11 protein-coding genes are annotated in these 14,934 nt (G+C 63.6%); 6 read left to right on the forward strand and 5 right to left on the reverse strand.

Going from position 1 to position 14,934, the window contains the following annotated elements:
* Nucleotides 1–11 precede the first annotated feature (11 nt).
* Both ACFSNN_RS29270 and ACFSNN_RS29275 read left to right on the forward strand, forming a co-directional pair.
* Nucleotides 12–3,233: an efflux RND transporter permease subunit gene (locus ACFSNN_RS29270; protein ID WP_134457921.1), complete on the forward strand. Its 3,222-nt coding sequence runs from the start codon at nucleotides 12–14 to the stop codon at nucleotides 3,231–3,233.
* A 1-nt stretch (nucleotide 3,234) separates the two neighbouring features.
* Nucleotides 3,235–4,812, forward strand: coding sequence for an efflux transporter outer membrane subunit (locus ACFSNN_RS29275; protein ID WP_134457922.1), 1,578 nt, complete (start codon nucleotides 3,235–3,237; stop codon nucleotides 4,810–4,812).
* A 167-nt stretch (nucleotides 4,813–4,979) separates the two neighbouring features.
* On the opposite strand, the gene ACFSNN_RS29280 is transcribed toward ACFSNN_RS29275, so the two are convergent.
* Nucleotides 4,980–6,389 carry a nucleobase:cation symporter-2 family protein gene (locus ACFSNN_RS29280; RefSeq protein WP_134457923.1) on the reverse strand — a complete coding sequence of 470 codons (1,410 nt, stop codon included), beginning with the start codon at nucleotides 6,387–6,389 and terminating at the stop codon, nucleotides 4,980–4,982.
* Between the two features lie 426 nt (nucleotides 6,390–6,815).
* On the opposite strand from ACFSNN_RS29280, the gene ACFSNN_RS29285 reads away from it, so the two are divergent.
* The 3 genes from ACFSNN_RS29285 (at nucleotide 6,816) to fghA (ending at nucleotide 10,497) form a co-directional block, all read left to right on the forward strand.
* A complete protein-coding gene (locus ACFSNN_RS29285) occupies nucleotides 6,816–8,288 on the forward strand; it encodes a xylulokinase (RefSeq protein WP_134457924.1) in 1,473 nt (490 codons plus the stop codon).
* 236 nt (nucleotides 8,289–8,524) lie between these two features.
* A complete protein-coding gene (locus tag ACFSNN_RS29290; protein WP_132373288.1) occupies nucleotides 8,525–9,631 on the forward strand; it encodes an S-(hydroxymethyl)glutathione dehydrogenase/class III alcohol dehydrogenase in 1,107 nt (368 codons plus the stop codon).
* 14 nt (nucleotides 9,632–9,645) lie between these two features.
* Nucleotides 9,646–10,497: an S-formylglutathione hydrolase gene (gene fghA / locus ACFSNN_RS29295; RefSeq protein WP_134457925.1), complete on the forward strand. Its 852-nt coding sequence runs from the start codon at nucleotides 9,646–9,648 to the stop codon at nucleotides 10,495–10,497.
* Between the two features lie 59 nt (nucleotides 10,498–10,556).
* Here fghA and ACFSNN_RS29300 read toward each other — a convergent pair whose 3' ends face one another.
* Genes ACFSNN_RS29300 through ACFSNN_RS29315 form a run of 4 tightly spaced genes read right to left on the reverse strand, consistent with a single transcriptional unit; the run spans nucleotide 10,557 to nucleotide 13,780 of the window.
* Nucleotides 10,557–11,339, reverse strand: coding sequence for a metal ABC transporter permease (locus ACFSNN_RS29300; RefSeq protein ID WP_134457926.1), 783 nt, complete (start codon nucleotides 11,337–11,339; stop codon nucleotides 10,557–10,559).
* On the reverse strand, nucleotides 11,332–12,261 hold the full coding sequence (locus tag ACFSNN_RS29305) for an ABC transporter ATP-binding protein (protein ID WP_134457927.1): 930 nt from the start codon (nucleotides 12,259–12,261) through the stop codon (nucleotides 11,332–11,334). Before ACFSNN_RS29305 ends, ACFSNN_RS29300 begins: the two co-directional genes overlap by 8 nt.
* A complete protein-coding gene (locus tag ACFSNN_RS29310) occupies nucleotides 12,258–13,226 on the reverse strand; it encodes a metal ABC transporter solute-binding protein (protein ID WP_134457928.1) in 969 nt (322 codons plus the stop codon). The genes ACFSNN_RS29305 and ACFSNN_RS29310 overlap by 4 nt, the downstream gene beginning before the upstream one ends.
* Nucleotides 13,227–13,285: 59 nt before the next feature.
* The gene (locus ACFSNN_RS29315; protein WP_134457929.1) at nucleotides 13,286–13,780 is read right to left on the reverse strand and encodes a Fur family transcriptional regulator; all 495 of its coding nucleotides are present in this window, start codon (nucleotides 13,778–13,780) and stop codon (nucleotides 13,286–13,288) included.
* 332 nt (nucleotides 13,781–14,112) lie between these two features.
* Here ACFSNN_RS29315 and ACFSNN_RS29320 point away from each other — a divergent pair, with 332 nt between their 5' ends.
* Nucleotides 14,113–14,895, forward strand: a complete 783-nt coding sequence (locus ACFSNN_RS29320; protein WP_134457930.1) for an L-iditol 2-dehydrogenase — start codon at nucleotides 14,113–14,115, stop codon at nucleotides 14,893–14,895.
* Nucleotides 14,896–14,934: the final 39 nt, after the last annotated feature.

The raw sequence follows: 14,934 nt of genomic DNA on the forward strand, positions 1-14,934 counted from the left end.
GAGCCCGCCTCATGGCAAAGTTCTTTATTGATCGCCCGATTTTTGCATGGGTGATCGCCATTATTCTGATGCTCGCGGGTATCGCGTCGGTCTTTACGTTGCCGATCGCGCAGTACCCGACCATCGCGCCGCCGGCCGTGCAGATCAGCGCGACGTACCCGGGCGCATCGGCGAAGACGGTGGAAAACACCGTCACGCAGGTGATCGAGCAGCAGATGAGTGGTCTCGACCACTTGCTGTATCTGTCGTCCACCTCGGACGACTCGGGTACGGCAACCATCACGCTGACGTTCGCGGCCGGCACCAATCCTGACATCGCGCAGGTGCAGGTGCAGAACAAGCTGCAGCTCGCCACGCCGCTCCTGCCGCAAGCCGTGCAGCAGTTGGGCACCAAGGTCACGAAGTCGAGCAGCAGCTTCTTGCTGGTCATGGCGTTCGTGTCCGAAGACGGCAGCATGAACAAGTACGACCTGGCGAACTACGTCGCGTCGAACATTCAGGATCCGGTCAGCCGTATCGACGGCGTGGGCACGGTGACGCTGTTCGGTTCGCAGTACGCCATGCGGATCTGGCTGGACGCGAACAAGCTGACCAACTTCGGCCTCACGCCGGTGGACGTCGAAACCGCGTTGCAAGCGCAGAACGTGCAGGTCGCGGGCGGTTCGCTCGGCGGCACGCCTTCCGTGCCGGGCCAGGTGCTGCAGGCCACCATCACGGAAGCCACGCTGCTCAATACGCCTGAACAGTTCGGCAACGTGCTGCTGAAGGTGAATCAGGACGGTTCGCGTGTCCGCATCAAGGACGTGGCCCGCATCGAGCTGGGCGGCGAAAACTACAACTTCGACACCAAGTACAACGGCCAGCCGACGGCAGGCTTCGGTATTCAGCTCGCTACCGGCGCGAACGCGCTGGCCACCGCGAAGGCGGTGCGCGCGAAGATCGATGAACTGTCGAAGTACTTCCCGCACGGTCTGGTCGTGAAGTATCCGTACGACACCACGCCGTTCGTGCGCCTGTCGATCGAAGAAGTGGTCAAGACGCTGCTCGAAGGTATCGTGCTGGTGTTCCTGGTCATGTACCTGTTCCTGCAGAACCTGCGCGCCACGCTGATCCCGACGATCGCCGTGCCGGTGGTGCTGCTGGGCACGTTCGCGATCATGGGTCTGGTCGGCTTCTCGATCAACACGCTGTCCATGTTCGGCCTCGTGCTGGCAATCGGCTTGCTGGTGGACGATGCAATCGTGGTGGTGGAAAACGTCGAGCGGGTGATGCAGGAAGAGGGCTTATCGCCTCGAGATGCAACCCGCAAGGCGATGGATCAGATTACCGGCGCGCTGGTCGGCGTGGCGCTCGTGCTGTCGGCGGTGTTCGTGCCGGTGGCGTTCTCGGGCGGTTCGGTCGGCGCAATTTACCGGCAGTTCTCGCTGACGATCGTGGCGGCCATGGTGCTGTCGGTGCTGGTTGCGTTGATTCTGACGCCGGCATTGTGCGCGACGATTCTCAAGCCGATCGAACAGGGGCATCAGGAAAAAACCACCGGCTTCTTCGGCTGGTTCAACCGCACCTTCAACAAGAGCCGCGACAAGTATCACTCGGGCGTGCACCACGTGATCAAGCGCTCGGGCCGTTGGCTGATCATTTATATGGTGGTGATTTTCGCGGTCGGCCTGCTGTTCGTGAAGTTGCCCAAGTCGTTCCTGCCTGACGAAGACCAGGGCACGATGTTCGTGCTGGTGCAAACGCCGTCGGGCTCGACGCAGGAAACCACGGCGCGCGCGTTGAAGGACGTGTCCGACTATCTGCTCAATACCGAGAAGAGCATCGTCGAATCGACCTTTACCGTGAACGGCTTCAGCTTCGCCGGCCGTGGCCAGAATGCGGGTCTCGTGTTCGTGCGGATGAAGGATTACTCGCAACGTCAGCACTCGGATCAGAAGGTGCAGGCGTTGGTGGGCCGTCTCTTCATGCACTTCGGCAGCTACAAGAACGCGCTGGTGTATCCGGTGAATCCGCCGTCGATTCCTGAACTCGGCACGGCCGCGGGTTTCGACTTCGAATTGCAGGATCGCGCGGGCGTCGGACACGAAAAGCTGATGGAAGCACGCAATATGTTGCTGGGCATGGCGGCGAAAGATCCGACGCTGGCTCAGGTGCGTCCGAACGGCCTGAACGACACGCCGCAGTTCAAGGTGGATATCGACCACGAGAAGGCTTCGGCCCTCGGCGTGTCGCTGTCCGCGATCGATCAGACGTTCTCGATCGCGTGGGCGTCGCAGTACGTGAACAACTTCCTCGATACGGACGGCCGGATCAAGAAGGTGTATCTGCAAGGCGACGCGCCGTTCCGCATGAAGCCGGAAGACCTGAACGCGTGGTACGTGCGCAATACCGCGGGTGGCATGGTGCCGTTCTCGTCGTTCGCCAGCGGCACGTGGACCTACGGTTCGCCGAAGCTGGAGCGCTACAACGGTATTTCCGCGGTGGAAATCCAGGGTGCGGCGGCACCGGGCAAGTCGACCGGTCAAGCCATGACGGCCATGGAAGCGCTCGTGGCGAAGCTGCCGGCCGGCGTGGGCTACGAGTGGACGGGTCTGTCGCTGCAGGAACGCCAGTCGGGTTCGCAGGCGCCGATTCTGTACGGCATCTCGATCCTCGTCGTGTTCCTGTGTCTCGCGGCACTGTATGAAAGCTGGTCGATCCCGTTCTCGGTGATCATGGTGGTGCCGCTCGGCGTGATCGGCGCACTGCTGGCCGCTACGCTGCGCGGACTCGAGAACGACGTGTTCTTCCAGGTAGGTCTGTTGACCACGGTGGGTCTGTCGGCGAAGAACGCGATTCTGATCGTGGAATTCGCCCGCGAGCTGCAGCAGGGTGAAGGCATGGGGCCGATCGAGGCCGCGCTGGAAGCAGCGCGTCTGCGGTTGCGCCCGATTCTGATGACCTCGCTCGCGTTCATTCTCGGCGTGATGCCGCTCGCGATCAGCAACGGCGCGGGTTCGGCCAGCCAGCACGCGATCGGTACCGGCGTGATCGGCGGGATGTTGACGGCGACCTTCCTCGCCATTTTCATGATCCCGATGTTCTTCGTCGTGATCCGCGCGAAATTCGGCGGCGAAAAGGAAGACCCGGATGAGGCGCTCGCACACTACAACCAGCACCATCCGCATGACGGCCAAGGCGGCGGTTCGGCGGGCGGGTCGGCTGATGAAGGCTCGGGCAAGGACGGACATTGAGATGCAAAAACACTCTCTGATTGCAGTGGCGGTCGCGCTGTTCGCCGCGGGTTGCACGATGGCGCCGAAGTACGAGCGCCCGGCGGTGCCCACGACGAGCACCTTCCCGACCGGCGGCGTGTACGACACGCAGCCGGGCGCGACCCAGCCGGGCGCGAGCCAGACCGACGCGACCCAGACGGGCAAGCAGCAGCCCGGGGTGACGAACGCCGCGCGCAGCGCGAACGGCCAGGCCGCGGTGGATATCGGCTGGCGCGATTTCTTCGTCGATCCGCGTATGCAGCGGTTGATCGAGATCGCGCTGAAGAACAACCGCGATCTGCGCGTGTCGGTGCTGAACATGCAGGCGTCGGCGGCGCAGTACCGCATCGTTCGCGCCGGTCTGCTGCCGACGCTCGAAGCCGCGGCTTCGCAAAGCAAGCAACGTACGCCGAAGAATCTGTCATTCGCGGGGCAGACGATCACCAACACGTATTCGGTCGGTCTGAACGCGTCTTGGGAAATCGACTTCTTCGGGCGGATTCAGAGCCTGAAGGATCAGGCGTTGGCGCAATACCTGGCTACGGCTCAGGCGCGCAAGGCGGCGGAAATCTCGCTGGTCTCGCAGGTCGCGACCCAGTACATGACCGTGCTCGAGCTCGACGATCTGTTGAAAGTCACGCAGAACACGCTGAAGACCTCGCAGGAATCGTATCGGATCGCCAAGCTGCAGTTCGACAACGGCACCGGTTCGGAGCTGGATCTGCGTCAGTCGCAAACCGTGGTCGAGCAGGCTCAGGCCAACCTGCAGCAGCAGATGCGTCTGCGGGCGCAAGCGGATAACGCGCTCGTGCTGCTGATCGGCGAGCCGTTGCCGGACGATCTGCCTCCGGGCATGACGCTGGACAACCAGAACCTCCTGACCGATATTCCGGCGGGTCTGCCGTCCGACCTGCTGACGCGCCGTCCGGACATCATGGAGGCCGAGGAAAATCTGCTGGCCGCCAACGCGAACATTGGTGCGGCGCGCGCGGCGTTCTTCCCGAAGGTCTCGCTGACCGGCAGCTTCGGCACGCTCAGCCCGTCGCTCGGCGGTCTGTTCAAGCCGGGTTCGGCGGCGTGGAGCTTCGCGCCGTCGATCACGCTGCCGATCTTCGAGGGCGGCCAGAATCTCGCCAACCTCGATCTCGCCAACATCCAGAAGAAAGTCCAGATCGCCACGTATGAGAAAGCGATCCAGTCGGCCTTCCGCGATGTGGCGGACGCTCTGGCAGCGCGTGGCACGTACGATCAGCAGATTCAGGCGCTGGAGCGCAATACGTTTGCCGAACAGCGCCGGCTGGATCTGTCGAACCTGCGTTATACGAACGGTGTCGACAGCTATCTGACCGTGCTGACCGCGCAGACCGATCTGTATTCATCGCAGCAGTTGCTGGTCACGGCCCGCATGGAACGTCTGCAGAACCTGGTGACGTTGTATCAGGTACTCGGTGGCGGCTGGATTGAACATAACGGCGATCAGCCGCGTCCGGCCGATGCACCGGTCGATTACGGTGCGGCAAGCGCGCCGGTGGCGGCTTCGGCGGCCACGGCGGGTTGAGACTCGATGTAGCGTCGGGTGCGTAGGGCGGGTTTCAGTTTCAGGAAAGCCGTCCTGCGCGGCCCGTCATAAAAAAACGCCACGGCAATTGCGCCGTGGCGTTTTTTTTATCCGCAGCGCTTGCGTGATCTCTCGTTCGCGCAAGCGCCCTAAGCGTTGTGTGCCGCTCAGTGCACGTCCACTGCGCGCAGCATATCGTCGCCGCGCGGTTCGTTGCCGCCGCGTCCGTCGAAATCATGTCCGGCGCTGCGAATTTCGCACTGTGCTTTTTTCTCGCTCTTCACGCCGTTGAAGATCAGATTCAGCACCACAGCCGACACCGACGCCAACAGAATCCCGCTATGCAACAGCGGCGAGAGCGCCGGCGGCAGCTTCGAGAAGAAATGCGGCGACACCACCGGCACGAGACCCAGGCCGATACTGACCGCGACGATGAACAGGTTGTGGTGATTCTTCACGAAGTCGACCTTCGACAGCACCTTGATGCCGTTTGCCGCGACCATGCCGAACATCACGATGCCCGCGCCGCCGAGCACGAAAGCCGGCACTGACGCGACCACTTGCGCCATCTTCGGGAACAGGCCCAGCAGCACCAGAATCACGCCGCCCATCGCGCAGACAAAGCGGCTTTTCACGCCGGTCACGCCGATCAGGCCGACGTTCTGCGAGAACGAGGTATGCGGGAACGAGTTGAAGATACCGCCGATCAACGTGCCCAGGCCGTCGACGCGCAAGCCGCGCACCAGCGTCTTCTGATCGACCGGACGGTCCACCATGTCGCCGACCGCGAGGAACATGCCGGTCGATTCGATGAAGGTGACGAACATCACGGTGACCATCGTCGCGATCGAGAGCGGATCGAAGTGCGGCAGGCCGAAGTGGAACGGCATGACGAAGCCGACCCACGGCGCGTGCGTGACGCCTTCCATGTTGACGCGGCCGATCGCCAGCGCGATCACGAAGCCGGCGACAATGCCGAGCAGCACCGAGATATTGGCAAGGAAGCCCTTGGCGAACTTGTTGATCAACAGAATCAGCATCAGCACGATCAGCGAGAGGCCGAGATAGATCGGATTGCCGTAATCAGGATTGCCCACGCCGCCTGCCGCCCAGTTGATGCCGACTTCCATCAGCGACAAACCGATCACCGAGATCACCACGCCGATCACGACCGGCGGGAAGAACCGCAGCAGCTTGCCGACCGCGGGCGCGAGCAGAATGCCGACCACACCGGCCGCGATCGTCGAGCCGAAAATATCGAGAATGCCGAGCGAGGGATTGGTGCCGATCGCGACCATCGGACCGACGGCCGCGAATGTGCAACCCATGATGACCGGCAGACGAATGCCGAAAATCCACAGACCGAGCGTCTGAATCAACGTGGCGATGCCGCAGGAAAACAGGTCGGCGCTGATCAGGAACGCGATCTGGTCTTTCGGCAACTTGAGCGCCGCGCCGATGATCAGCGGCACTGCGACGGCGCCGGCATACATCACCAGAACGTGCTGAATGCCGAGCGTGAGCAACTGGCCTGCGGGCAGTCGTTCGTCGCACGGGTGAACCGTGTTCGATTGCATATCGTCTGTCTCCACCATCTGAGTTTTTGGGATGGCTCCAAGGTATCGGGGACTAAAAAGCGCAACAAGACCACTGGGGCCTATTCCGGCATTCCCGGTGACGATATGCGTGGGGGCGTTTTGAAAGCCAAAAGAAATGCGCGGACCTGGTCCATCGGCGGTCAGCCCCTTGCAGTGGCGATGTGCGGCGGTGCGTCGCGCGAGTCCGGATTGACGCGATATGTGTGAGAATCAATGAGGTGTATCTCGCTCACCGCATAGTCCTGTTTTGATGTGACTCGCGGCGCAGGCGGGTTAACCCGCGATTCGCGATTTTCGGCGTGCGTTTGGGCATGCTTTTCAAGCGCCGCGCCGATGCGGAAAAATACGCTTTTCGGGCAGCTTTCGCGTGCCCGTATTCATCCTCAATTTGACGCTCTATCGCCCATGAGTTTTCTCGGCATCGACCTCGGCACCGGTTCCCTCAAAGTCGCAATCGTCGACGAAAACGCTCGCGAGCAGGCGGTGGCGAGCGTCGCGTATCCCATCGAAACGCCGCAGGCGGGTTGGGCGGAGACATCGGTGCAAACGTGGTGGCGCGCGCTATGCGAAGCCGCCGCGCGTTTGCCCGAGGGCTTGCGTCGCGATGTGCGGGCCATCGGTTTTTCCGGGCAGATGCACGGCGTCGTGTTGACCGACGCAGCGGGCGAGGCCGTGCGGCCCGCCATGCTGTGGCCCGACACGCGCGCGCTGACCTTGCTCGACGCGTGGCCCGAGCCGCAGCCGAATCCAGTTGCGCCGGGCATGGCCGGTCCGTTGCTGCGCTGGATCGTGTTGCACGAACCGCAGTCCGCGAGCCGCACGCGCTGGGCGCTGCAGCCGAAAGACTGGCTGCGCGTCGCACTGGGCGGCGCGGTGGCGACCGATCCCTCCGACGCCTGCGCGACCGCGCTCGCCGATCCGGCCGGCGTGTGGGACGCGGCGCTGCTCGATCGGCTCGAGATTCCGCACGAATGGTTCGCGCCGCTGGCGCCGTCCTATGCGGCGGGTGGTGTGTTGTCGGAGAACGCGGCGCGGGCGCTGGGTTTGCGCGCTGGCATCGTGCTCGCCACCGGCGCGGCCGACACGCCTTGCGCCGCGCTCGGCAGCGGGCTCGCGCACGATGGCGATGCGTTGCTGACCACTGGCACCGGCGGGCAAATCGTCGTGCTGGCCGAGCACGCGCCCGCGGCGGTCAAGGGCTTGCATCGTTATCGCGCGGCGAGCGATCACTGGTATCGGATGGCGGCGATGCAGAACGTCGGCATCGCGCTCGAACGTACGCGCGGGTGGCTGTCGTATGAATGGGCCGATGCGTATCGGGACGCGTTCGGTGACGCGACGAATGCGACGAACGCGACCACCACATCCAATGCGAACACAGCGGCCGCATCCGGCCTCACGTTCCTGCCGTACCTCACCGGCGAACGCACGCCCTGGCTCAATCCGATGGCGCGCGGCGGCTGGCTCGGCCTCGCGCTCGATCACACGCGCGGCACGATGATGCGTGCCGCGTTCGAAGGCGTCGCGTTCTCGCTGCGTGCCGGCCTTGACGCGATCCGTGCGAGCGGCGCGACGGTGACGGCATTGAAGCTGGCGGGTGGCGGTTCCGTCGACGCCCGCTGGCGCCAGTTGCTCGCCGATGCGCTGAATGTCGAGTTGCACGCAGTCGATTGTCCGAATGCGGCGCCGCGTGGCGCGGCGATTCTCGGCGGTCTTGCAAGCGGGCATTGGCACGCGCGCGATCTTGCCGCGCTTGCGCCGGGCGCGACGCGTGTCGCAAGTCCGCGAGGCGATGCGGCGCTTGCCGAGCGCTATGAGCGCTTTCTCGATCTCTACGGACGAGTCGAAACATGGTTCGCCGGCACGCCGTCGCAATGAGCGAATGTCATGTCAGGTTCAGACAATGGCGTGACGCACTTTGCAATACTATTACGTTTTTCGCGCGCTAACGTATGAGTCGGCGCAGTGCGCCGAACGCCGATGATGACGTGCCCGAGTAAGGCGCACGCATGAGGCGCACGAACCAACCGCAGCACCGAATCGCAACACATGCGCGCCGCAACGCAGTCCGCCGCGACGCGCCTTGCCTCGACAGACTCATAGGAGCATTCACGATGAAGACCAAAGCAGCAATCGCATGGAAAGCCGGCGCGCCGTTGACGATCGAAGAAGTCGATCTGGAAGGGCCTCGTGCCGGTGAAGTCCTGATCGAAGTGAAGGCCACGGGCATCTGCCATACCGATTACTACACGCTCTCCGGCGCGGACCCCGAAGGCATCTTTCCGGCGATTCTCGGGCACGAAGGCGCGGGCGTGATCGTCGATACCGGTCCAGGCGTCGGCACGCTGAAGAAGGGCGATCACGTCATTCCGCTCTATACGCCGGAATGCCGTCAGTGCAAGTTCTGCCTGTCGCGCAAGACCAATCTTTGTCAGGCAATCCGTTCGACGCAAGGCAAGGGTTTGATGCCCGACTCGACCTCGCGCTTCTCGCTCGACGGCAAGCCGCTGTTTCACTACATGGGCACGTCGACGTTTTCGAACTACATCGTCGTGCCGGAAATCGCGGTGGCGAAAGTGCGTGAAGACGCGCCTTTCGACAAGATCTGCTACATCGGTTGCGGTGTGACGACCGGTGTCGGTGCGGTCGTGTATTCGGCGAAGGTCGAGGCGGGCGCGAATGTCGTGGTGTTCGGTCTCGGCGGCATCGGTTTGAATGTGATCCAGGGCGCGAAGATGGTCGGCGCGGACAAGATCATCGGTGTGGACATCAATCCGGGACGTGTCGAACTGGCGAAGAAATTCGGCATGACGCACTTCATCAACCCGAACGAAGTCGAGAACGTGGTCGATCACATCGTGCAGCTCACCGATGGCGGCGCGGACTACTCGTTCGAATGTATCGGCAACACGAAGGTGATGCGTCAGGCGCTCGAATGCACGCATAAGGGCTGGGGCCAGTCGTTCATCATCGGCGTGGCGGCGGCGGGTGAAGAGATCAGCACGCGGCCGTTCCAGCTGGTGACGGGCCGCGAGTGGAAAGGCTCGGCATTCGGCGGCGCGCGCGGCCGCACCGATGTGCCGAAGATCGTCGACTGGTACATGGAAGGCAAGATCAATATCGACGATCTGATTACGCACCGTCTGCCGCTCGAGCGCATCAACGAGGGCTTCGATCTGATGAAGAAGGGCGAGTCGATCCGCTCGGTCGTGCTGTACTAAACCGGAGGTTCCTCATGCTCGAACTCTTGTCATCGCATGCCTGTCATGGCGGCGAGCAGCGCATCTATCGGCACGACTCGCAGACCATCGGCCTGTCGATGCGCTTCTCCATCTATCTGCCGCCGCAGGCCCTGCAGGCCAACGCGAACGTGCCCGCGCTGTTCTATCTCGCGGGTCTCACTTGCACGGAAGAAACCTTTCCGGTCAAAGCCGGCGCACAGCGCTTTGCCGCGCAGCACGGCATCGCGCTGATCGCGCCGGATACCAGTCCGCGCGGCGCGGGCGTGCCGGGCGAAAGCGCGGCGTGGGACTTCGGCGTGGGCGCGGGCTTTTACGTCGATGCCACCCAGCCGCCGTGGGCGCAGCACTACCGGATGTACTCGTACGTGCGGGACGAACTGCGTGAAACGGTGCTCGCGAATCTGCCGGTGGACGGCGCGCGGCTAGGCATTTTCGGGCATTCGATGGGCGGTCACGGCGCGTTGATGCTCGCGTTGCGCAATCCGGAGATCTATCGGTCGGTGTCGGCGTTCGCGCCGATCGCCGCGCCGACGCGTTGCCCGTGGGGCGAGAAAGCGTTCAGCGGCTATCTGGGCGACGACCGCGAAGCGTGGAAGCAGTACGACGCGAGCGAACTGGTCGCGCGTACGTCGCGCAAGTTCCCGGAAGGGATTCTGGTCGATCAGGGGCTCGCGGATCAGTTCCTCGCGGAGCAACTGAATCCGGATGTGTTCGAAGCCGCTTGCGAGGCCGCAGGTCAACCGCTGACGTTGCGTCGCCATGCGGGCTACGACCACGGCTATTACTTCATCTCGACGTTCATCGAGGGTCATCTCGCGCATCACGCGAAGGTGCTGCTCGGCTGAAGTCGCGCAGGACGACGATGGCGCTATGCAGATGCAATGCCGCCATCGTCCCTGAAGACTCAATGCCGTCTCAACAAACTCCCGCCGTACACCGCCGCCGACAGCACGGTGATCCAGAAGCTCGTCGGCCAATCGGTATAGAACGCGAGCGTCAAACCGAGCCACGCCTGCAGCAGCGCGAACACCGCGGCGAGCACGAGACCCGCTGAGAGGCGCGTCGTCATGTTCTGCGCGGCGGCGGCCGGGCCGACCATCAGCGTGAACACCAGCAGCACGCCGACGATCTGCGTGCACGCCGCCACGGCGAGCGCCGCGATTGCGAGAAACAGCACGGACACGAGGCGCAACGACACGCCCTTGGCTTCGGCCAGCTCCGGCTGCAACGAAGCGAACAGCAGCGGCCGCATGATCGCCGCGAGCGCCAGCAAACTCACGACGCCCAAGCCCGCCAGCACGCCGAGCGTCGACGCATTCACGCCGAGCACGTTGCCGAACAGCAGCGCGGTGACCTGAGTCGCGTACGCGGTGAAGAAGTGCAGAAACAGCAAGCCGAAACCGAGCGACAGCGAAAGGATCACGCCGATCGCCACGTCGCGTCCGGCGAGGCGTTCGCCGAGCGCGCCCATGCCGACGCCCGCCGCCAGAGTGAAGCCGATCATCCCCCAGATCGGAGAGATGCCGATCAGCACCGCGCCGGTCGCGCCGGTGAAGCCGACGTGCGAGAGCGCGTGGCCCGCGAAGGTCTGTCCGCGCATCACCAGAAAATAGCCCACCACGCCGGCCAGCACCGCGACGATCCCCGACGCCGCGAATGCGTTCACCATGAAATCGTATTCAAACATCGTGCTTGTGTCCGTCGCGTGAGTCGTGCTGATGTGAGTGGCCATGCGAATGGGAATGCGCGTGGCCGTGGCCGCCGTTCTCGTCGTGTTCGTGCTCGTGATCGTGCTTTTCCACTTCGACGTCGCCGGACATCACGAAGATGCGGCCGTTCACGCGCATCACGTCGATCGGCGAGCCGTAGAGGCGCGACAGGACCGGCCGCGTGATCACTTCGTCGACGGTGCCGAGCGCCGCCACGCCGCTGCCGAGATACAGCACGCGATCGAGCGCGTGCAGCAGCGGGTTCAGTTCATGCGCCGAAAACAGCACCGCGATGCCGAGTTCCTGTTGCACGCGCCGCACCAGTTCGACCACGCTCTTCTGATGATGCGGATCGAGACTGATCAACGGCTCGTCGAGCAGGAGCAGCTTCGGATTGCCGAGCAGGCACTGCGCGAGCAACAGCCGCTGACGCTCGCCGCCCGACAGTTCCGACAACGGCCGCTCGGCCAGCTTGCGGCCGCCCACCAGATCCAGCACGCGTTCGACATCGGCGCGCGTGGTGGCGTCCGCATGCGGCAAGCCCCAGCGATGGCCGTCGGCGGCCATCGCGACGAAATCGCGGCCACGCACGCGGCGGCCGGCCAAGGCAGTGCGTGTCTGCGGCATATAGCCGATCGACGCGTTGCCGCGCTCGACCGATTGTCCCAGCACGCGGATCGCGCCCTGAGCGGCAGGCACGAGACCGAGCACGGCGCGCATCAGCGTCGTCTTGCCCGCGCCGTTAGGCCCGAGCACGCCGATAAATTCGCCCTGGTTCACCACGAAGCCGGTGTCGCGCAGAATCGTGCGGTCGCCGAGTTCGAGCGTGACGTGTTCGAGTTCGAGCACGGGTGCGGTGCTGGGCACACGCGCTGGCGCGCCGCGGCCAGTCTGGGTCATGGGGTTTTTCCTTTCGCGCCTGAAGCCGCAGCCGCACTGGCGCCGTTCGCATCGCCCGCGGCCAGCGCCGTGCCCAGCGCGTCGAGCTGCGTCAGCATCCACGTCTGATAGGTCTTGCCGGCCGGTTCGGTCTCGGTGACGCTCATGGTCGGCACCTTCGATTGCTGCGCGAGCTTCAACATGCGTTTGGTCAGGGCCTCGGTTGCCTGGCTGTTATAGATCAGAACACGCACGCGCTTTTCGCGCAGGTCGCGTTCGAACGCGGCGATGTCGGCCGCGCTGGCTTCGGTGTCGTTCATGGTGGCGAGCTGGAAGCGCAGATTGCGCATCGTCAGGCCCACCGCGTCGGACATGTAGCCGAACACCGGTTCGGTTGCCGTCACCGGCACGCCCGCGTAGCGGCCATGCAGCTCGGCGACCTTGGCGTCGACCGGTTTCAGCGAATCGAGAAACTTCGCGAGGTTCGCATCGTACGCCGACTTGTGCGCCGGGTCAGCCGCGACGAGCGCCTCGCTCACCGCGCGCGCCACTTTCGGCATGGTCGCCGGTTCGTACCAGAGGTGCGGATTGTCGCCGCCTTTCTTGCCGACGAGATCGGCCGCGACGATCGTCACGCGCTTCGCTCCCTTCGACGCCGCCAGCATTTTTGCCATCCACGGATCGTAGTCGGCGCCGTTGTAGACCACAAGGCTCGCATGCTGCAACGCACGCGCGGTCTTCGGGCTCGCTTCGAACAGATGCGGGTCCTGGTCCGGATTGCTGAGGATGCTCGTCACGTCGACGCGATCGCCGCCGAGTTGCTGCACCACGTCGCCGTAAAAATTCTCTGCCGCGACCACTGGGATTTTTGCATCTGCGGCCATCGCCGCGTGGCCGAACGCGAAAACGGCGGCGCTTACCGCGACGTACTTCGACAGCTTCAGCGCACGCTGTGCCCCGTTCAACATCGAGCCGAATTTCTTCATCGTTGTGTCCTGCTGCGTGAGAGTTGAATGAACCACTGACGTTATGAGGGACGTGTGCGTTATGCCGGCTTCATGGCGGCTGAAGCACCCGTGGGCCGCGCCGCGCGAGCACACAGCGCGCATAGACCGCTCAGTTCGACCACCTGCCGATGCACTTCGAAACCATGTGCCGGCGCGCTATGCGACAACTGTTCGGCGAGGTCGTCACCGGGAATCTCGACGGTCGCGCCGCAGCCGTCGCACATCAGAAACTGGCTGCGATGCGGCACGCCGACTTCGCAGCAGGCCACGAACGCGTTCTTCGATTCGATCCGATGCACGAAGCCATGCGCGAGCAGAAAATCCAGCGCGCGATATACGGTTGTCGGCGGCACACGGCCGCGTGCCGGCTCGAGCGCATTTAGCAGTTCATAAGCGCCGACCGGCCGCTCGCTGGCGACAATCGCCGCGTACACCTGACGACGCAGCGGCGTCAGCGCGAGCCCGTGCAACGCGGCATGCGCTTCCGCATGCGCGAGGCGCACGGCATGGTGTTCTGCAGCGGATGTGGCCATCGGCGGAGACTCCTGACGAAACGGTAGCAAGCGAAATCACGACCATTCGGCTTCGAAAGCGAAGCAAGGTCGCAATGATATAACGTATCTCGAAATTTTGGCAGCGGGACGAGCAGAAAGCAGATTGGCTGTCTTCGATTTCTCGTACTAGTGTTGTTCGGGGTGGATGAGGGGGTGCCGGAATCCTGCCGCGCTGCACCATCGAAATCTGCTCGGGCGCCTTGACATGGCCCGGTGCGTATCCGATCATTCGATCACTAACAGAGCAATTGTTCGCGCGATGAGCGTTCGCTCACCGCGCCTCAAGAAGCGAAACGAACCGGAGACGAGCAGTGGCGGCACGATTGCAAGACAAGGTGGCCATTCTGACGGGCGCGGCAAGCGGAATCGGTGAAGCCGTGGCGCGCCGATATCTGGACGAAGGCGCGCGCTGCGTGCTGGTCGACGTGAAGCCGGCCGACAGTTTCGGCGATTCGCTGCGTGCCACTTACGGCGATCGCGTGCTGACCGTGAGCGCCGACGTCACGCGCCGCGACGATATCCGGCGCATCGTGGCGAGTACGTTGGAGCGCTTCGGGCAAATCGACATTCTCTTCAACAACGCGGCGCTGTTCGACATGCGCCCGATCCTCGACGAATCCTGGGACGTGTTCGACCGCCTCTTCGCGGTCAACGTGAAGGGCATGTTCTTCCTGATGCAAGCCGTGGCGCGAAAGATGGTCGAGCAGGGCCACGGCGGCAAGATCATCAATATGTCGTCGCAAGCGGGGCGGCGCGGCGAGGCGCTCGTGTCGCACTACTGCGCGACCAAGGCGGCCGTGCTCAGCTACACGCAATCCGCGGCATTGGCGCTTGCGCCGCACAAGATCAATGTGAACGGCATCGCGCCGGGTGTCGTCGATACGCCGATGTGGAACGAAGTCGACGCGCTCTTCGCGCGCTATGAAAACCGCCCGCTCGGCGAGAAGAAACGCCTTGTCGGCGAAGCAGTGCCGCTCGGCCGCATGGGCGTGCCGGACGATCTGACCGGCGCCGCTCTGTTCCTCGCCTCGGCGGATGCCGACTACATCACTGCGCAAACCCTGAACGTCGACGGCGGCAACTGGATGAGCTGAGTCCGCGCCGTTCATCGTCATTTTCGTAGAACAAACGCT

It is taken from the genome of Paraburkholderia dipogonis (assembly GCF_042680985.1).
GTDB classification, from domain to species: Bacteria; Pseudomonadota; Gammaproteobacteria; order Burkholderiales; family Burkholderiaceae; genus Paraburkholderia; species Paraburkholderia phytofirmans.